Source organism: Micromonospora chokoriensis (assembly GCF_000718555.1).
Lineage (GTDB): Bacteria > Actinomycetota > Actinomycetes > Mycobacteriales > Micromonosporaceae > Micromonospora > Micromonospora chokoriensis_B.
In genome coordinates this window covers 240639-260147 of the sequence record NZ_JOAN01000005.1, presented here as the reverse complement: position 1 = coordinate 260147, position 19509 = coordinate 240639, and the positions used below count along the sequence as shown (strand labels likewise).

At 68.5% G+C, this 19509-nt stretch carries 15 protein-coding genes, 1 tRNA gene and 1 CRISPR repeat array; of the genes, 9 read left to right on the top strand and 7 right to left on the bottom strand.

The features are described 5' to 3' along the window. The first annotated feature begins 17 nt into the window (after positions 1-17). The 9 genes from der (at position 18) to IF46_RS33735 (ending at position 10909) form a co-directional block, all read left to right on the top strand. Positions 18-1424 carry a ribosome biogenesis GTPase Der gene (der, locus tag IF46_RS0109805; RefSeq protein ID WP_030487982.1) on the top strand — a complete coding sequence of 469 codons (1407 nt, stop codon included), beginning with the start codon at positions 18-20 and terminating at the stop codon, positions 1422-1424. A gap of 217 nt (positions 1425-1641) precedes the next feature. Continuing rightward, a tRNA-Pro gene (locus tag IF46_RS0109800) sits at positions 1642-1715 on the top strand. Positions 1716-1834: 119 nt separating this feature from the next. Then, complete coding sequence (locus tag IF46_RS0109795) at positions 1835-2980, top strand: tyrosine-type recombinase/integrase (protein WP_030487981.1); 1146 nt, start codon at positions 1835-1837, stop codon at positions 2978-2980. A 241-nt stretch (positions 2981-3221) separates the two neighbouring features. After that, positions 3222-3467, top strand: coding sequence for a helix-turn-helix domain-containing protein (locus tag IF46_RS0109790; protein WP_051723808.1), 246 nt, complete (start codon positions 3222-3224; stop codon positions 3465-3467). A 392-nt stretch (positions 3468-3859) separates the two neighbouring features. After that, positions 3860-5167: a CRISPR direct-repeat array (repeat unit 28 nt; unit sequence GGATCACCCCCGCGTGCGCGGGGAGCAC). A gap of 577 nt (positions 5168-5744) precedes the next feature. Continuing rightward, complete coding sequence (locus IF46_RS0109785) at positions 5745-6161, top strand: hypothetical protein (RefSeq protein ID WP_157562854.1); 417 nt, start codon at positions 5745-5747, stop codon at positions 6159-6161. Continuing rightward, positions 6158-7597 (top strand): mobilization relaxase component, encoded by a 1440-nt coding sequence (locus tag IF46_RS0109780; protein WP_030487978.1) that lies wholly within the window; start codon positions 6158-6160, stop codon positions 7595-7597. Before IF46_RS0109785 ends, IF46_RS0109780 begins: the two co-directional genes overlap by 4 nt. Positions 7598-7616: 19 nt before the next feature. Further along, positions 7617-8762: a hypothetical protein gene (locus IF46_RS0109775; RefSeq protein WP_157562852.1), complete on the top strand. Its 1146-nt coding sequence runs from the start codon at positions 7617-7619 to the stop codon at positions 8760-8762. Beyond that, complete coding sequence (locus IF46_RS0109770) at positions 8759-9268, top strand: DUF4913 domain-containing protein (protein WP_030487976.1); 510 nt, start codon at positions 8759-8761, stop codon at positions 9266-9268. The genes IF46_RS0109775 and IF46_RS0109770 overlap by 4 nt, the downstream gene beginning before the upstream one ends. Positions 9269-9835: 567 nt before the next feature. Further along, positions 9836-10909, top strand: coding sequence for a GIY-YIG nuclease family protein (locus IF46_RS33735; protein WP_198041409.1), 1074 nt, complete (start codon positions 9836-9838; stop codon positions 10907-10909). A 53-nt stretch (positions 10910-10962) separates the two neighbouring features. Here the strand turns inward: IF46_RS33735 and IF46_RS33730 are convergent, their stop codons facing one another. The 7 genes from IF46_RS33730 to IF46_RS35140 are packed head-to-tail and all read right to left on the bottom strand — an operon-like array spanning position 10963 to position 19292. After that, positions 10963-12099 (bottom strand): toprim domain-containing protein, encoded by a 1137-nt coding sequence (locus tag IF46_RS33730; RefSeq protein ID WP_030487974.1) that lies wholly within the window; start codon positions 12097-12099, stop codon positions 10963-10965. Between the two features lie 27 nt (positions 12100-12126). Continuing rightward, positions 12127-13962, bottom strand: a complete 1836-nt coding sequence (locus IF46_RS0109755) for a type IV secretory system conjugative DNA transfer family protein (RefSeq protein ID WP_084597850.1) — start codon at positions 13960-13962, stop codon at positions 12127-12129. Beyond that, entirely contained in the window at positions 13959-15404 is a 1446-nt protein-coding gene (locus tag IF46_RS0109750) for a hypothetical protein (RefSeq protein ID WP_030487972.1), read from the bottom strand. The genes IF46_RS0109755 and IF46_RS0109750 overlap by 4 nt, the downstream gene beginning before the upstream one ends. A gap of 21 nt (positions 15405-15425) precedes the next feature. Beyond that, positions 15426-16916 carry an SCO6880 family protein gene (locus IF46_RS0109745; protein ID WP_030487971.1) on the bottom strand — a complete coding sequence of 497 codons (1491 nt, stop codon included), beginning with the start codon at positions 16914-16916 and terminating at the stop codon, positions 15426-15428. Further along, positions 16913-18352, bottom strand: a complete 1440-nt coding sequence (locus IF46_RS0109740; RefSeq protein WP_157562849.1) for a hypothetical protein — start codon at positions 18350-18352, stop codon at positions 16913-16915. Before IF46_RS0109740 ends, IF46_RS0109745 begins: the two co-directional genes overlap by 4 nt. Positions 18353-18356: 4 nt before the next feature. Next, on the bottom strand, positions 18357-19103 hold the full coding sequence (locus IF46_RS0109735; protein ID WP_157562847.1) for a hypothetical protein: 747 nt from the start codon (positions 19101-19103) through the stop codon (positions 18357-18359). 3 nt (positions 19104-19106) lie between these two features. Then, positions 19107-19292 (bottom strand): hypothetical protein, encoded by a 186-nt coding sequence (locus tag IF46_RS35140; RefSeq protein ID WP_232233993.1) that lies wholly within the window; start codon positions 19290-19292, stop codon positions 19107-19109. Positions 19293-19509 lie beyond the last annotated feature (217 nt).

Genomic DNA, 19509 nt, shown 5'->3' with positions numbered 1-19509 from the left:
CGAAGCGGAGGAGCGGCATGAGTAGCGATGTCGGTGGATGGGTCGAGCTGCGTGAGCCCGACGTCGCCGTTGAGGAACCGCGCGGCCCGCAGCCGGTGGTGGCCGTGGTCGGCCGCCCGAACGTGGGCAAGTCGACGCTTGTCAACCGGATCATCGGCCGCCGCCAGGCGGTCGTCGAGGACGTCCCCGGTGTGACCCGGGACCGGGTGCCGTACGACGCACAGTGGAACGGCCGGGCGTTCACCGTTGTGGACACCGGCGGCTGGGAGCCCGACGCCAAGGACCGGGCCGCGGCCATCGCGGCGCAGGCCGAGATGGCGGTCGTCACCGCCGACGTGGTGCTCTTCGTGGTCGACTCGATGGTGGGCTCCACCGACGTGGACGAGGCCGCCGTGAAGATGCTGCGGCGCAGCGCCAAGCCGGTGATCCTGGTGGCGAACAAGGCCGACAACACCTCCATCGAGATGGAGGCCACGTCGCTGTGGTCGCTCGGCCTCGGTGAGCCGTTCCCGGTGTCCGCCCTGCACGGACGCGGCTCCGGCGACCTGCTCGACGCCATCCTCGCCGCGCTGCCGGAGGCACCGGCGATCGTGGAGAACCGGCCGCGTGGACCGCGCCGGGTGGCGCTGGTCGGGCGGCCGAACGTGGGCAAGTCCAGCCTGCTCAACCGGTTCTCCGGTGAGGAGCGGGCGGTCGTCGACGCGGTGGCGGGCACCACAGTGGACCCGGTGGACAGCCTGGTCGAGATCGGTGGGCAGACCTGGCAGCTCGTCGACACGGCAGGCTTGCGGAAGCGGGTCGGCAAGGCCAGCGGCACCGAGTACTACGCCAGCCTGCGTACCGCCGGTGCGATCGAGGCCGCCGAGGTGGCCGTGGTGCTGCTGGACTCCAGCGAGCCGATCAGCGAGCAGGACCAGCGGATCCTGTCGATGGTGACCGAAGCCGGCCGGGCCATGGTCATCGCGTTCAACAAGTGGGACCTGGTCGACGCCGACCGTCGGTACTACCTGGACAAGGAGATCGACCGGGAGTTGCGCCGCATCCCCTGGGCGATCCGGCTGAACCTGTCGGCGATGACCGGCCGTGCCGTGGACAAGCTGGCCCCCGCCCTGAACAAGGCGCTGGCCAGCTGGGAAACCCGCGTGCCGACCGCGCACCTCAACCAGTGGCTGACCGCGCTGGTGCAGGCCACCCCCCACCCGGTGCGGGGTGGACGCGCGCCGCGCATCCTGTTCGCGACGCAGGCCGGTGTGGCGCCGCCACGGTTCGTGCTCTTCACCACCGGCCCGCTCGACGCCGGCTACCAGCGCTTCGTCGAGCGCAAGCTCCGCGAGGAATTCGGGTACGAGGGCAGCCCCATCGAGATCTCGGTCCGCCCGCGCAAGAAGCTCGGCCCCGGCGGCCGAGGCAAGGCGCACGGCTGACCAGTTCCAGTTCCAGTTCTGCCAAATGCCGGATGGGCGACCGAGCCCATCCGGCATTTGCCTACCCAACCCCACCCTCCTAGGACGCTTTAGGGGTTGTGTGGTGGTTCGTTGTGCGGTGGTTCGGCTACGTCGCAACGTCGGTGGGGCCTGTGCGGACGGCCCGAAGCCGCTGCGCTAAGCTGTACCGGCTGCCGCGGGGGAAACCGCGCGGGGGCGGGACGTAGCGCAGCTTGGTAGCGCACTTGACTGGGGGTCAAGGGGTCGTCGGTTCGAATCCGGCCGTCCCGACTGGTATTCACCAGCGGATATAGAAGATCTTGTGTGATCTTGCGGTAACGCTGGCGGTAACGGAGATCGCTTAACGTGGGTTGCATCCCTCGATCCCGTTACTGCGGAGGTGCAGCCTCATGGCTGTCTACAGCTACCGCCTCGCCAACAACCAGACCCGCTGGTTCTTCATCATCGACCTCCCGCCCGACGCGAACGGGCGGCGCCGCCAGCACAAGCGGCAGGGGTTTCCCAATCAGGCCGCTGCCCTCAAGGCAGAGCAGGACGCACGAGCCGCCTACGGCGGAGCAGACCTCGGGGCCGACGGCACCGTCGCCGCCGAGCTGGAGAGCTGGCTCAACGAGCGCGAACTGGATGTCCAGGAGACGACGCTCAGCAACTACCGGGACATCATGCGCTGCTACGTGGTCCCGCACATCGGTGCGCGGCAGCTTTACGCACTCGACAAGCGAGTGATCCACGAGCTGTACAAGAAGCTGTTGAGGGGCGGCGGCAAGAACGGTGGCCCGCTGTCGTCGACCACCGTCCGGATCGTGCACCGGGTCATGATGAAGGCGTTGAGCGACCTCGGGGTCAACGTTGAGGGTGTGCGGCAACCTCGGCAGGTCGAGCGGGAGACGATGGGGCGCAAGGGCGTCTGGACGCCCGCGCAGTCGGCGAAGTTCCTCAAGTACCACGCCGATCACCGATTGCGTGCGGCCTGGGTGCTGGCGATCGTCGTCGGCACTCGGCGAGGGGAGTTGGCTGGTCTTAAGTGGCCGCGTGTGGATCTCGATCGCGGTGTCTTGCTGCTGCATTGGCAGCGCACCACGACCAGCAACGGCGTGGTCGAGAAGTCACCCAAGGGCAAGAGCAAGCGGGCGGTAGCGCTCGGGCCAGCCCTGGTAGCGGAGCTGGATGCTCACCGGACGCGCCAGGACGCGGAGAAGGTCGATGCCGGAGTCTTGTACCACGATGGCGGCTACCTGTTCTGTCGAGAGGACGGGGAGCCGTACTACCCGAAGTACTTCACCGACCAGTGGGCGAAGGCGTGCGCCGAAGCCGATGTTCCGGTCATCTCTCTCCACGATGCGCGGCACACCTCCGCTACCACCGGTGCGGACGCTGGTGTGCCCGAGCACGTTATGCAGCGGCGGCTTGGTCACGCCGACAGCCGTACGACGCGAGAGGTCTACACCCACGTGTTGCCAGAGAGCGAACGGAAGGCCGCGGAGCTGATGGAAGCGGTGCTCGGGGACGCTGCCAGCTGGTCGCCCAGGGCGTAGCTGTGCCGGATACGCCGGCTCACGCTTGGCCGTCTTGCTTCCTTGCCCGAGTCTTTCCTGCGCGGCGGCAAACCGGCGTCTCGGTTGTCGGCAGGGCTTAAGCCGCAGCTGGTTACTGCGGCTGACGCCGTTACCTGTCGGGGATGCGTTAACTGGCAACGCCCTAGGCAACCAGCTGATTGCATCGTGAGGGCTGACGCCGATACCGGTGTTCTTACGACCTCAGGGGAGGGCGCCGACCATGTCAACCACCACAAGCGAGGGATACAAGCCGGGCCGGGTGCAGGACCAGGTGTGGACGGTCGACGCGGTACGGGACCTTGGTGTTACCACCGATGTGGAGACCGCTGCGGCGATCTTGGGCATCGGACGGACCAAGGCCTACAAGCTGGCTAAAACCAACGAGTTCCCAGTGCGCCTTCTGCGTATTGGCCGGCGGTACCTGGTGCCTGTGCCAGCGATCCTCAAGCTGCTCGCCGTCGAGTAGCCACTTTGCGAGCAAGCCCGATTGGGCTTCACTGCAACCGGCCATCCCCGTGCCGACTCGTCGACCGATCGACGACTCAGCGCGGGGAACAAGGCGGAGTCATCCTCCCGCTTCCGCTAGCAAGCCGATCGACGCTCCCTACGCGGGTGATCTGAACTCGCGGACGAACATCTTTGGCAGGTAAACGATTGGCTACACGTGCGTCTTCAAGGGATCACCCCCGCGTGCGCGCGGAGCACTCGTTCGGTGGCGAGGACGTGCACGCGTTCCGGGGATCACCCCCGCATGCGCGGGGAGCACCGTACGTAGCGCGGCCCTCCGCGAATCCAGCCAGGATCACCCCGCGTGCGCGGGGAGCACGTCCGCACATGTGGGCGTTGCGTGCTGCGTCGAGGATCACCCCCGCGTGCGCGGGGAGCACTGGTCGTACGACTGCGCCAGCGACCGCTGACTGGGATCACCCCCGCGTGCGCGGGGAGCACGGGATCACCACGCCGAGCAGCAGCATGCCGAGCGGATCACCCCCGCGTGCGCGGGGAGCACATCGTCTACACGATTCCGCAGGTCGGCGGGCAGGGATCACCCCCGCGTGCGCGGGGAGCACGTCCGCCCGGAGGCCCAGTGGGTGACGATCACAGGATCACCCCCGCGTGCGCGGGGAGCACGTGGTGGTCGGTCCGTCGGGGCGCTGCCTGGTGGGATCACCCCCGCGTGCGCGGGGAGCACCGCGGTGATCCCGACCGGCAGTGCCGGCTGACCGGATCACCCCCGCGTGCGCGGGGAGCACGTCGTGGGTGATCCCTTTCCGGGGCACAGCCGGGGATCACCCCCGCGTGCGCGGGGAGCACGGTCTGCGCACCGCACGATCGGCGACCCGCGACGGATCACCCCCGCGTGCGCGGGGAGCACGGGACCAAGCCGATCAGCTTGTCGACCACGGACGGATCACCCCCGCGTGCGCGGGGAGCACACTGCCGCCAGGTGCCACGAGTGGGCGGAAGCGGGATCACCCCCGCGTGCGCGGGGAGCACGCGTCCGTCGCCACCGGCTGGACCGCACCCCTGGGATCACCCCCGCGTGCGCGGGGAGCACGACATCGCATTGTAGGACTTTAGTCGGGCAGGCGGATCACCCCCGCGTGCGCGGGGAGCACACCTGCGACCTGCCCGAGGACCGCTGGCCGCCCGGATCACCCCCGCGTGCGCGGGGAGCACGGTGGGTTCGCCGACGCCATCGGGGCGTCGGAGGGATCACCCCCGCGTGCGCGGGGAGCACATTCGAACCTGCGACACACGGTTTAGGAATCGGGGATCACCCCCGCGTGCGCGGGGAGCACTTCGACGTGATCGCGGCCAGCAGGCCCCGGGTCGGATCACCCCCGCGTGCGCGGGGAGCACAGGTGCGGCTCCGGGTCCGACGCCGGAATCTGCGGATCACCCCCGCGTGCGCGGGGAGCACTCGGTGCGAAGCTTCCACGACGAGTCCATGACCGGATCACCCCCGCGTGCGCGGGGAGCACACTGCGGCTGCCCGATGTGCCACAGCCAGCCCGGGATCACCCCCGCGTGCGCGGGGAGCACGCTCGTGCACGGTCCGCCCGGTGGGCCCCAAGGATCACCCCCGCGTGCGCGGGGAGCACAACAGCTTGTTGGCTAAGGCGACCGCCTCGCCCGGATCACCCCCGCGTGCGCGGGGAGCACACTTCTTGACCTGCGGCGTTAGAGATCGACTTCGTGGTTTTCATTCACTAGGTTTCGCAAGATCGTCCCACTTGGTCTTCGTTCAGGTTCGCGTAGTGGCTATGTAGGAGGAAGCAAGAGAACTTTGCTACAGGGTAGTTGATGAAGCTCAAGTGAAGCGACCAGCGGATAAGCAGCACCGCACGGTGCACGCCGAGGTCTACCAGCCAGATGAAGTGCTGGAAGCTCCTGCGCGGCCACGGATGCGCCGCCTGCAATGAGCCGACGTCGCTTCGGGCATCGCCCATCTCCAGGACATATCCGTCGCAGGCTGACGTCAGTCCGGTGCCGGGTGACGGTCACCAGGTAGGGGGCATCCCTTTGCCTGACGGGCCCTCAAAGAACGGAACCACCATTGCGCGGAAGCACGGGAGCGACTGACAGGAGCAAGATATGGCCATTGCTTATCAACCTGCGACCGGGCGCGGTCGCAGATCGGCAATGGGGAGCGGGCGGCACCCGCTGCGTCGGCCAGGTCGACCCTGGTAGCCGCTGGCGCTGACGTCGACGGCAACGCCCGAAGCGCACAGTGGCGTCGATGGACAGTGAGCAGCCTGCCCCGCACCGCAAGGCTCGCCATCGTGCCCACAATCGGCCGGGTCGCCCACACGCCGTGTTGCTCAGGCTGTCAGACGAAGAAAAGGCCGCCATCGACGCAGCCGCGGCGATCGCGCAGCTGACCACGACCGGCTACGCGGCCAAGGCCGCGGTCGCCGCCGCGTCCGCTGCTCAGGCACCCGGTGGTACGACCGGCGATCTGCGCGACCTGCAGCACGAGTTGTTCGCGGCTCGCCGCGCCGTGGTGATGTTCGGCAATAACGTCAATCAGGCTGCTGCGGCGTTCAACGCCACTGGTCAGCTGCCCGACTGGGCCGCCGAGGCCGTCCGGCTCTGCGCGGCGGCGGTGGCCCGGCTCGATGACGTGATCTCCCGGATCGATAGGACGCTGAGGTGATCACGCGGGTACACCGGCGGGGCTCGCGGGTCGGCGGGCTGCTGCGCTATCTGTGGGGCCCAGGCAAGGCAGAAGAGCACACCAACCCGCACCTGGTGGCTGCCTGGGACGGCGCAGGCCCCCTCACTCATCTGGAACCGAAGGTCACCGCCAGCGGCAGGCTGGACCTCCGCGGGCTGACCGCGATGCTCGAGCAGCCAGTCCGCGCCGGCTACCGCCCGCCGACCAAGTTCGTCTGGCACGCCAGCATGCGGCTCGCCCCCGAGGATAGGCACCGCACCGTCAGTGATACGACCTGGGCGAACATGGCGGTGCAGATGCTCACTGAAGTCGGCGTCGCCACCACCGCCACCGACCCAGGCCTGCGGTGGATCGCCATGCGTCACGCCGACGACCATGTACACATCGTCGCCACGCTGGTGCGCGAGGACGGCCGTACCAATTGGCTGCGCCACGACTACCCGCGCTGCGTGAAAGCGACCTACAACGTGGCCCGCCGCTACAACCTGCACCGCCGGGTTCCGCCGGCTGACCGCACCGCCCACCGCAGCCCTCACCCCGCTGAGGTCAGCAAGGCCCGCCGCGCCGGCCGCGCTCACACGCCTCGGGACGAGTTGCGCCGCCGGGTACGCACGGCCGTGGCTGCGGCCGGTTCGCAGGAGGAGTTCTTCGCCCGGCTACGCGAGGCAGGGATTCTGGTCCGGCTGCGGCGCAGCAGCACCGATCCCCGGCAGATCACCGGGTACGCGGTGGCCCTCCCCGGCGCACGCACCGCCGGCGGGCAGCCCGTGTACTTCGGCGGGGGCCGGTTGGCGCCTGACATGACCCTGCCGAAGCTGAGGCTGCGGTGGGGCACCCCCACGCCGCTGTCGCCTACGCCGACGGTCGGCCGGGCCGAACGGGTCGACGCGATGCGCCAGGCCGCCAAGGTAGTCACCGCGGCCGCCGACGATATCCGCCGTGACGCCCATGCTGCGCCCGGACGGGCGCAGGCCACCGCGGTCGCCGCAGCCGACCTTCTCACCAGCCTGGCCTCTGCGGTGGAGGGTGACCGGCGCGGGCCGCTGCACCGGGCAGCCGAGGTCTTCGACCGGGCAGCCCGGGAGCTCTACGGCCAGATCCGGAAATCCACCAGTCGCTCGCAGGAGATGCGGGCCATGTCGCGCCTGGTAGCGCTCATGGGCCGCGTCTCTGGCGAGGACGACGTGATCGCTGCCCTCGCGCTGGTGATGGACCTAGCACGGCTCGCCGACACCCTCGAACAGTTACGAAATGCCCAGCAACGCTTGCACCAGGCCGAAGCGGCCCGATCCGCAGCCGCCGCACTGCGGCTGGTAGCGGGCGGCCGGCAACGGACGGTAACGCTGCCGCTAACTGCCACGTCAACACCCGTACCGACAGTGGGAGGCGGTCGGCGTACCGTGCGCGGCCGCTGAGCAGGCAAGGGAGGTGCACGTGGCGCATCCGCAGCAACACGAGGACCCGATGGCCGAGACCCGCCAACAGTTCCTGCAAGGGCTGGCGACAATGGCGACCGTCGGCGAGGCCGGCGCTCGGTGGGCCGCCGTGGGCATCCAGAATAAGGCCGCCGAACGGGAACGTGAGGCCCACCGCGAACAGGCCGCCGTGGGGGCCCGTCGTGAAGCCGGCAGGCTGGCAGCGAAGGTACGGGCGGACCGGGAGCGGATGGCGGCTTCGCTGGACGGCGATTGGCTGGTCAACAAGGCCACCTTCGCCGAGGCCGCCGCCGTCTGGCGTACTGCGACGATCCACGCCAGTAGCGACCCGGTAGCCCAGCGGGCGGCCGAGTTCGCCGAGCAACGGCTGCGGCAAGTTCGCCCGGACCTGATGGCCGCCTACGACCGCCACCGTCAGGCTGGAGCACCGATCCCTGAGGCCATGCGTACTGCTGCCCGGGAGGTGTGGGAGCGCGACGCGCGCTCAGGTCGCCGTCAGCACGGCGGAGCTCGCGCACACGGCGGCACGCCCAACCGGCGGGGGATCGCCCCGGACGGCCCAGCAGCTTTGCCACCCGGTGGCCGTGCGCTGGTCGACGACTTCGACACTGCGGTGAGGCAGGAGGCGATGAAGCTGGCCGAGTACGTCCGGCCGGAGGCCCTCGACCAATTACAGCGCCAGTGGCGCGCCACGGGGAAGCTCCCCGCCGGCGAACCGGTGCAACTGCTCCGCGACCTCGCCGCAGAGATGAACCAGGCGGTCAGGGCCGGCGATGCCGAAGGACGGCCGGTCGAGGCGATCCGCCTCGCGCAGGGCCACGTGGAGGAGGCCTTGGCCCGCGATCTGCAGAGCCGAGCGGCTGTCGAGCACGGCGAAGGAGCCAGCGACGGCGGGACGGTCGACAATCCCTGTACCCCGGCTAACGAGCACGCTGCCGGGCAGTCCGCAGGAATGCTCCACGACGACAACTCCGATCGTCTCGTTGCCTCCGCGGCTGCCTTCCACCACGCTGACACGCTCGCGACGCCGCCTTGGGTACAGGCCTTCCCAAAACTTCGCGTAGTCCAGGTCAACCCCTCAGTCACCGGGAAGCAACCTGCGACGGCGATTACCGCGGTGCCGATGCGAGGCAGGACACGATGACGGCCACCACGTCGCAACGGACCCGCACTGACGCAGCTACCCAACTCGATGAGCTCTCTGCCGAGGTGGCGAGACTGGCGGCGCAGGTTGTCGACCTGCAGCAGGCCCGAGTTGAACGTGCCCACAGTGGCGACGGGGACGATCAGCCGCCGCTGTACTCAACGGTCGAGCAGTGGGTGAACACCTACCTGCTGCCGACCTTCCCGCGCCCAGTCGGCGAGGTAGGCCTGACCCGGTGGCACTGGTGTGAGCAATGGTGGCGCCACGACGAGGCGGTCACACGGCTGACGGCCCTGTGGTACGGCTGGGAACAAGCCCGCCTGCAGATGACCGGCATGCTGCCCTGGCTACGAGAGCTCGACCATCAGTTGCCCATCTTGTATGGCGACGACGGTCCGTTCCGCGATTGCGCCGCGAGCGGTGATCTCGGAGAGAGCAGGCATCGCACGTCGGCAGATGTCCCTGCCCAGCACGCTCCAAAGGACTGGTGGAGCTGGTGGGACTGAGGTCGCTTGGCGCGTGGCAGCGACACGCGCGCCGGAGCTTCGCGATGCCTTCGCGAGCGAGTTTCAAGGTCCCCACCCATCCGTTCAGGCGGTGCCCGGCGCCCTGGTGTTCACGCACGACGGGCCGCCGCAGTCGACCGCCGCCCAGGTGTGAGGGCGACCGCCGCCGAGCGTGTGGGACTCCGGAACGGCGGCCGTTACGGGGTGGCCTTGAGGGCCACCTCGAGCGCCCAGTAGGTGTAGTAGCTCGGAGCTGATGACCTGACTTCGCTGTCCTGCTCCGTGCAGTCGTGACCGCCGAGAATCGCCTGCAGTAGCTCATGGAGTCCGCCGAGGTTAGCGGTCTTTGATTGGGCGGACGAACCGGCGTTATGGTTGCAGTATCTCATGCACTGCCGGCGGCGTTTTCGCGTCTTCATCTCCTGCGGCAGATGCACGCAATGCGGAAAAGCGAACGCGAATGACTCTTGTTCAGTCGTACCTCCAACGCAAAAGCTCGCCGTGCCGGACATCCGGCCCTGGCCAGGCCGGACCCTGCCGTCAACGAGCTTGTGCCACAATGAGCGCATGGGAGAGCGTGGCGAAGTCTACATCCTTCACAACTGCAGCTTGCGGGAAGGGCTTGTCAAGATTGGCTTAACGACCCGCGCCGCAGAGAAGCGCGCGAATGAACTGAGAACCACCGGCGTTCCGGGCAAGTTCCACGTTCTCTTTTCGCAGGTCGTTGATGACGCACTTGGCGTCGAGAATCGATTGCACACTCGGTTTCAGGAATTTCGGTACGATGATGACCGCGAATTCTTCTACGTTTCACCAACACGGGCGATCAGCGCGTTGCTTGAAGAGGCGGGAATCGCCCTCGCCAAACCAGCGCCGCAGGGCCCAGCTGACGTACTTGCAGGACTTCGGCTGCGATACGGCCCCCTCTTGGATCCGGCGCTAACTGCGGTGAGTATCGAAGGAGGTGGTGAGGCACCCACAACCCTTACTTGTTTGCTCACAGGCGCTGCCGATAACGGCGCTGCCGATAACATCGTGCTGCGTCGAGACCTGGACTTCGTTACCTCTGGTGGAACTCCATATTTCGAGCTGGCAGCTGATTCCTCGCAAGCAGCCAAGCTTCTCTTCGAACTTGGCTCCTACAGCCTTATCGTGACGACGCCGGTGTTTTCGCAGCGTGGCGCCCAACTAATTGCAGACCTTCATGAACAACGGCAGTTTGACAACCGCGCCATTATTGATGTGATTAGTAGCGCAATTGAGGCCGAGGTGGAGCCAACAATAGATTCTATCGAATCTTCGATTCGAAGTCGCTTCAGCATGCCAACCACTAAGCTCGATATCGTGTCCCTGCAGGAGCACAGGGGAAGATTCTTGGTAAGCGCCCACCGGAATTCCGCCCCCATACGAGAGCTTAGTATCGAGGCGATAACCGACGATGATGACTATGCCGTCGATTCGCGGGCCAGCTACGCCGTCGTAACCGTCCCAAATATCGAAGAACTGGATTTCGATGAAAGCGTCGACATCGGATACCGGTACAGTCCTCCTACGTGGACCACGGATGGCCCCCGCATTCGGGTTGCCGGCATAGCACCTAATGGAATTCCTTTCGAGCAACATTTCTGGTTTATGCCGTAAGAGCGCCCTGCCGCCTTCGCCGGCAGCCAAGGCATACCCAGTTCAAGAACCTCTCATCGGTTAGAAGCCGGTATATACGCAGTCCGAGGTGGATAGCGCGAATCCAATTGTGCAAGCGCGGCGATCACGACGGTGTCGACCCCGGCCCCGGTTTGCGCGGCGATCCGTTGGGCTACCCGGATCGCTTCATCCGGACCTGCAGACTCAAACAGCAGCGGCGCCAAGACGCGTACCGCTGCGCACCTGCCGTCGATGTCCTCCAACAGCCGGGGATGCCGCTCGATGAGCCGGGCGAGGCGGTGGTCGACCACCGTGTCGAGCATGGGCCGCGCTCGCCGTTGCAGGGCGGCCCGCAGCTGAGCCTGGCCGTTCGGCCGGCGCAGCAGGTCGGCGGGGTCAGCGCCGGCGTTGAACTCAGCCGCCAGCAGCGGACCGGGCAGGCGTTGCTGCCGGAGCAGCTGCCAGGCCCGGTCCACTGCGCCGCGGCCGGCCGGGTCCGCGTCGAATGCCGCCACGATGCCCCGTGCGGCGCCAGGCAGCTTCCGCAGGATCGCGGCCTGGTCGTGGGTCAGCATGGTGCCGCACGGCGCGAGAGCCACCGCTCCTGACCGGCGCGACCGGGAGTAGGACAGCCACACCGCGAGGACGTCAGCCGGCCCTTCGACCAGGACCGGCATCCACCGGTCGTTGAGTCGATCCTGCTGCTCCGCAACACCGAACAACAATCGCCCCTTGTTGTAGATCGCTGTCTCGGGGCTGTTGATGTATTTCGGTACACCATCCCCGGCACCAGGGCTGGCGCGTCCGAGGAACGCCACACCATGCCCGACCGGGTCGCGCACCGGGAATACGATCCGGTCCCGGAACACATCGATGAGTCGGTCCGGCTCCCCTCGGGTGCGGGTCGACAAGCCTGCGCCGACCAACTCCTCCGCCGCAAAGCCACCTGCAAGCAGGTGGCGCGTCAGCGAACTCCAGCCGGGTGGGGCGTACCCGACCCGCCACGGCCACTCCCGCTGAACAACAACACCGAGTCCGCGTTCGGCGAGATAGGCACGAGGGCCGTCGGCGTCTTTGAGCTGGGCACGGTAGTAGTTCACCGCAGCTTCGACGGCCGCCAGCAGCCGCGCGGGTTCGAGCCCGGTGCCGCGTACCGGGGATGTCGGTTGGTTGAGCCGAGGTGCGCCCATGGCCTACCTCCGATATCCAAGCTAGCTTCAGCCGGCCCGTCCTCGCCAGGGGCGTTGCGCCATCCGGTCCCGGCGAGCAGCGCGGGTGCGCTGCGCGTGGCGGGCCATTTCGGCGGTGGAGGCGGCGACGGCAGCGGTCAGCCGCTCGGCGCTCGGCTCGTCGTACCAGGGCAGCAGGTTGAGCATCGCCACCTTGACGCCGGTCGCGAACAGCAGCGCAGAGCCCTTTGGCAATGCCCGGATTCGCGCCGGATCAAGGATGCGCTGCCGCCGCACCGATGTCTGGTACGAGGTGTGGCCCTTCGCGTCACGGGTGTGGGAGGCAACGGTGACGTCATGCTCGCCAACGAGCCGGGACAGGTCCTCGGCGAACCGGGCGTCGTCGATGCCGGCTCCGACCAGCTTCACCGTGGCGGCTGACCACAGTGCGTCCATGCCCCGCTCACCCCACACCCTGGTCCCTTGCCGGTACGACTGCAGGATGGTCAGCGGGATGATGCCCCGGCTGCCAAAGTGGCTGTAAAGCTCCGGCAGGTCCGCGATTTTGCAGATGTTCGCGGCCTCGTCCAGGCAGGCGGCCAGCGGCAGATCAAGCCGGCCGCCTTGGGCCTCGGCGAGCGTCACCGCAGCGCGCAGCACCTGGTCGGTGAGGCCGGCAACGAGCGGTGCGGCCGCTCCCGCCCCGTCTTTCGACAGCAGGTACAGCGTGTCGGAGCTCTCGACGAACGCCTCGACGTCCAGTGCCGGCAGTGGTCGGTCCGGTGGGGTGACCCAGGCCATGATGGTCGGATTGGCAAGGCACGCCGCGGCCGTCCGGGCAGTCTCGTAGAGCCCTTCGCGGGTCTCTGGTGCGCCGGCCTGCCGGCCGGACATTGCCCGTGCGGAGGCACCAAACCCGTGGCTCTTGAGGATCGTGGCAGGCTCCCGCGAGGTGGAGTCCGACAGCCATGCCTGCACCGACGTCAGCGTGCGGCCCTCCAGCGCGGCAGCCAGGATCAGTGACGTGAGCAGGTCCAATGCGCCCTGGATCCAGAAGTCGTCGCTGCCCTGCGAGTTTCGGACCTGTTGGACGAAGTGGTTGGCCAGCCGGTGGGCGTCCTCGACGTCCTCCACGGCAGCCAGCGGGTTCCACCACCAGCCTTGCGGCACGTGGGCGATGGACTGCGGGTCGAACACCCACACGCTGCCACGCTCGGAGCGAACGGCTGCCGTCGTCGCCCACAGATCGGGCTTGTTGCTGGTGGCAAGGGCCGCCCCCGGCGCGCCAAGGACGGATTGCACGGCCAGCGCGGTTGTCTTGCCGGCGCGGGGAGCCATCACCGCGAGGATCACGTCCTCCCAGGAGGAGTAGAGCCGAGGGCCTGAACCGCGCCGCCGCCGATGCTCACCGAGCACGATCCCAGCGGACTCGGCCGAGATTTCCTTCACCGCCGCATCCGCCAGGCCGCGCCGCAGGCGCCGAGCCTTGGCGGCCACCGCGGATAGCGTCATCGCCCGCACCTCGGCCGGGCCGGCCAGCGCCGGCAGCGGATTCTCGGCGTCGGGCTTGCGCCCCTGCCACCACACCGCCGCCAGGGTGACCAGGCCGACCAGCACCAGCAGCAGCACCGCGTAGACCAGACCGACGACGGTGGGGGACACCCCGGGCCACAACGCCGGCCATTCAGTACGCAGCAGATGTTCGAGGTAGGTCGATCCGAAGCCGGAACCAGTGGCGGGCCGCCCGGTCACGGCAGCGGCGATTCGTCCGGCCAGCCAGGACAACCACATCAGGGCGAACACCGCCCACACCAGCCCGAGCACCAAGAACGGGGTTAGTGGGCCGCCGGCAGTGCCGCGCGGCTCGACGGCACGGGTGTTCATGGCTGCACCTGTCGGATCGCGGCGTCGGTGTCGTAGAGCTCCCACTCGTCGCCGACCAGGGTGAGCGATACCGGCAGCCCGTTCCGTTCACCGGTCTTGATCAGGTACTTGCCCCGGCCTGGGTGCACAGAGCCGGCGAACCATGCTTCCGGTGCGGCCCAGGATGCCACCAGCTCGCGTTCGGGCCCGGACAGCTTGATCACCTCATTGACCCGGTTCAGTTCGCGGGGCGGCAGCCCGGCCAGGATCTTGATGGCGGACCGTTCGATGAAGCCCTGCGCCTTGGCCCGGTCCTCCGGGGTCGGTAGGGCGTCGAGGTCGGCGAGGGAGTGGGTGACCATCACGCTGGCCATTCCTCTCTGGCGGTTGAGCCGGGTGAGCGCGTCGGCGTGCTCGACCAGCCCGGATGCCCCGCGCAGGGCTCGCCACAGCTCGTCCATCACGCCGAGGTATTGCCGGCGCGGTGCGAGGCCCTGGTCGGCCAGCACGGCTGCGGCGTCGACCATGCCGAAGCCGTACGCCCAGGTGCAGAGCATCGCGGCGGCCACCAGTTGGTCTCCGGCGGCGGCGACCTGGGAGATGTCGACGCTGACCGCTGGCGCATCCAGGTCCAGGGCCTTGGTCGTTGGACCGTCGAACACGCCGCGCAGGCTGCCCTCGCACAGCAGCGCCAAGGTGGGTACCAGCTGGTCGACGCGGCGGCGGTACTCGCCGTCGGTGCGGGCCCGGGCCGCGGCTAGGAGCTCGTCGGCGCCGGCTTCGACCAGGCTCAGCACGTCCGGCACGGTGGGGTCGTGGTCAAGGCGCTCGGCGAGTACGTCGATCGCCCGTCCGAGGATGATCTCCTCGGTGTTGTTCAGCGCCTGCCCTCGTACGAGGGCGCACAGCGCCAGCAGCAGCGACATGCGCCGGCCCCGGATCTCCAGCCGCAGCTGCCGAGCGTCGGCTGTGCCCATTCGGGCGAGTGCACTGCCTAGCGGGCCGGAGTCCAGTGGGTTGAGCCGGTCGAGGCCGCGGCCCACGCGGATGACCTGCCCGCCGAGATGCTCGACGAGTCGGGTGTAGTCGGGCTTGGTGTCGCCGAGGATCAGGGCGCTGGTGCCGAACCCGGTCATGCCGGTGATGAGCCGCTTGACCACGGTGGACTTGCCGACGCCGGGTTGGCCGAGGACGAACACGCCGGGGTTGGTGATGAGGCCTTCGCGGAGCCATTCGAGGGGGTCGAGGCAGACGACCTCACCCCAGAGCATGTGCCTTCCGATCGGCACGCCGATCGTGGGTGCCCCGGATCCGGCGACGAAGGGGAACAGCCCGCACAGCTGGACGGTGGTGCCCTGGTACTCCATTCCGGGGGAGACGTGGCTGGCTCGGCCGGCGCCGGGTGTGCGTACACCCCATGCTGGCGCCGGCGCGACCGCGTCTGCGGCGGTGGTGCTCGTCATTGATTGCTCCTGCTTCTGAAGTCAGCGGGGCCAGTGGCGGGCCAGCTGCGGCGGGCATACGCCGCAGGGCAGGGTGGTGGCGAAGCCGGCGGCTTGGCTGGCGCGCAGCTGCCGTAGCCGGATCTTGGCTACGTCGGCGCGGGACTCGACGTCGGCGATGGCCCGGCCGAGGTCGTCGGGGCAGACGACAGTGGTGGTGACGAACAGCGACATCAGGCCCACCCCGGACCCGGTCGCTTCTTCCCGCGCGGTCTGTAGGGCCCGTTCCCGGTCGGCGTGGTCGCGGGCGGACTCGTCGCGTTTCTGTGCCCGGTTGTAGGCCGCCCGGAACGCCGCGGCATTGACCTCGCTCTCCACGATCCGCGCGGCTTCACCGGCGGGGAAGGGCCGGTAGAGCAGCGAAACCCGCTTCGGGTACGGGCCGGGTGCCAGCAGCCGGGCGAGCACATCGGAGTGCACGTGTTGGCGTGGTGCCTCATGCCATGCCCAGGACACCGATGTGCCGGAGTCGTGCACGTACCGGTCGAGGTGCTCCTCGGCCATCACCGGCCCGGCGGTGTCCCAGTCCAACCACCGGGTCAGATCCAGGCCGGGAGTCGCCGCCAGCCGGGCCACGTCACCACGGCTAGCTGGATCGAACGCCGTCCGCACGATGGCCGAGATCGCCTCCGCGCTGGCTCGGCCGAGGACGGTCAGTCCGCAGCTGCCCAGCGAGTCCTGCAGACCCGGCAAGGTCCGGCTGATCTCCTCCAGCGCCTCGTCTTCGCTCTTAGGCTTGCTTGGGGAGGCACCGGGCTTGAAGGTCACAGACACCCGGGTCTCCACGTCGGCGGCGGCTGCGGGGGACACCTCCACCAGCCGTTGCAGGACCCGTCGGGCCGAAGCCGGCCCGTGCGAGACGATCCGTCGGCTGACGTGGTCGGCCAACCGGGATCCGGGATCCGGGGCGGTGTCCACGGTGACAGTGACGTGGTCGACGATCGGCAGGTAGCCCAGGTTCGCCAACCAGCCACCCCAGTTGGCCACCCACGCCGCGCTCGCGTCCGGATCGGCCAGCCAGGTCGAGGTGGCCGCGCAGCGCAGCGTCACCGTCATGGTGCCCGACCGGCGGTTGAAGACCACTCCATACCCGCCGCTGCCCTCGTCCTCGACGGTCAGCAGGGTGGTCGGGGCGAGCACACCCGGGAGCTGCCAGGCGTGCTCACCGGCGACCATCAGCCCGGAGCGGTACGAGGTGTAGCCGCGGCTGGTGCCGATCAGCCATCGCACTCGCTGTGCGATTCCGGCTGACAGCGGCACCCCGTCCCACCGCAGCACCAGTAGCACCACGAGCAGCACACAGGGACCTGCGGCTACGGCCAGCGCCCGCAGTCCCATCGATCCGGAGACGATCAGCACAGTGATCGCCGCGAGGACGACGAAGGTCTGCGTCGGTCCGAGGCCGAACAAGCCCATGCCCCGCGCCCGCCGCCAGCCGCCGTAGGTACGGACCTGCGCCTGGTCGCTGCTCATGACGGCGTACTCCCGTCCCGCATCGTGGAGCTGGCCGTGTTCGCGCCTGCCTTCGCTGCCGTGGCCCCGGCCTGCGCGGCCAGGACGGTGCCGATGACAACCGGTGCTGCCGGCCCGGTCGCGGCTCCGGCTGCTGCCATGCCACCCCCAGCAGCCGCGCCACCCGAGGCCGCGGCGCTACCACCGGCGGACGCGGTAGCGCCACTACCGGCGGGCACGGTGGTCGTGGGTGTTACCGGACCCGGCATGCCGCCAGCGGTGGCGTTACCGCTGATCACCGTCGGTGCGCTACCGGCCGTGCCTCCACCGGATCCGCTCGTGGGCGAGGGCGCGGACGGAGCCGGCATGGCCCCGGTGGGGCCCTTGCCGCCGTCGTTACCAGGTCCCCGCGAGTCCATGTAGCGGGCGTGGTCGCCAGCACTGTGACCGCCGGCCGCTCCGCGTATCGAGGACGCGGCGTGCAGGCCTGCTGCCGCTCCGGCGCCGGCCATGCCGAGGCCTGCACCCCCGGAGGCGACGCCGCCGGTGAAGACGGTGAAGAACTTCATCAGCGCGGGTAGGGCGATCACGGACAGGGCCAGCATGCCAAGGCCCATCAGCCAGTCCCGTCCGTTGCCGCGCATCATGACGAACGAGGTGGCGTACACCGTCACCGCTGCTGGCTTGTACAGCGCGAGTGCGAGGGACCAGCCGAGGGTCTTGTGTAGCCACTGGCTGGTGCCTCGGGTGATGGAGCCGGCCGCCGCCAGGTGCAGCAGTCCGGCCAGGATGACCACGGCGCCTTCACGGAAGACCATCAGGATGGTCTGCACCACGGCCGCGAGGATGACGACGACGCCGACCAGGATCATCACGAACGGGGCCACCTCGGTGCTGGGAAGCAGCAGCGCCCCGAGCGCAGCGCTCATGGCCTTGTTGGGTGGTTTGTTGGACTCCTTGAAGATCGCCTCGTTCAGCAGCCACATCGAGTAGCTGTCCCCGGCCTTAAGGACCAGGTGGGTGCCGGCAACGCCGACGCTGCCCCAGAGAGCGGTGTTCCAGACTCCGCGGACCGCCTGCAGAAGCGGCGCACCCTTGCGGCTGATGACGATGGTGATGCCCTGCCACACCAACCCACCGACCAGGACCAGGATCGTGATCGGCAGCATGAACCCACGCAGCTGCTGTGCGGGCCCGACGGCCTCGTTGCATTGGGCCACCCAGTCGGTTGCCCACTGACCCGGGTCAGACCCGCTGGTCGGGCACAGGCTGTTCGACGGGATGAGCGTCCAACTGGTCAGCAGGCCGGCGACCCACTGGATGGCGTCCTTCGTTGCATTGGCCAGCCCGTCGAGGAGCGCGGTGACCATTGAGTCGCGGGCCTCGACGCCGGTATTGATTCCACCGACAATGGCCCCGGTGCAGCTCGCGGGCATGAAGGGGTTGCAGAAAGGCATGAGGTCACCCACCTGCGCTGAAGGGAAGGAACATGGCGGTGTACGGATCCAGAACGACGGTCACGGCCTGGTCGAACGTCCCGCCGGCGGGCGCCAGCAGTGCCCAGTCCGAACCCGTCCAGCGAACGCGTACCTCGGTGCTGACCATCAGCGAGCTACCCGAGCCGCTCGGTGCCTCGGTAAGCAGGCGCAGGGCGACCTCGTCGTCGGTGTAGCTGAGGATCCTGTAGCCGAGCAGGGTGGCGTTCAGGCGTCCGACGGGCTGCCCGTCCGCTACGCCCGTCTGGCCGCGCAACTCGTCGTACGCCTGCGCGACTTGGGCCCGCATCGCGAGCGCGTCAGCACCGACGACCTGAGTACGCAACGTCGGGTCGAACACATCCGGCCCAACCTGCGGGTTGACGCGCACGACGATGTGCACAGCGGCCAGCACGGCACCGCCACGGTCGCGTGTAAACCCGCGAGCCTGCCCCTCGCTGGAGATCCGGGGACCGGACCGTTCCGACACGGGCACCGAAACTCCCGCGACGTCAACCCAATCCAAGTCATCTGGCAGGTTCGCCTGCCCATCACCGGTGTTCTCGGGGCGAACCAGTACCGGACCCACCGTTGAGGGGGCGGGGCGATCCGCGCCTGCGTCAAACACCACTGCTACGGCCGTGGCACTGAGCATTGCTGCAGCGATCAAACAGAGGGCGGTTAGCCGACGGCGCGTGGTGCGGCGGGCGCGAGTGATGACGTCGTAAGTCATGACTCAGCCCGGCAAGACTGCGCCGACGACCACGGCCGCGACCGCGCCGCATGTGAGCCCGGCCAGCACCCATGGGATGCCAGCCGCGCCGTCCGCAGCGAACGCCGACCGGTTCCGGCGCCCAACGGCCATCATGATCCCGCAGACGAGCAGGCCGCCGACACCGGCGACGATGAGGATCCACTTCATCCAACCGATGAATAGGTCCCCTGCGACATCGAGGCCCGGTGGGGGCGTCGGTAGGGGAGTCGGGGCGGCCAGGGCATCGAGCAAAGCCCCAGCGAGGTAGTGAGCAAACACTGCAGTCTCCCGGAGGTCACGATGCCCTCGGTTGGGCATCTGCCCTGGACCTTCGCTGGGTAGGGCTGACGGCAGAGTTGACGCTGGCCTTGCTGCCGTCGTTACC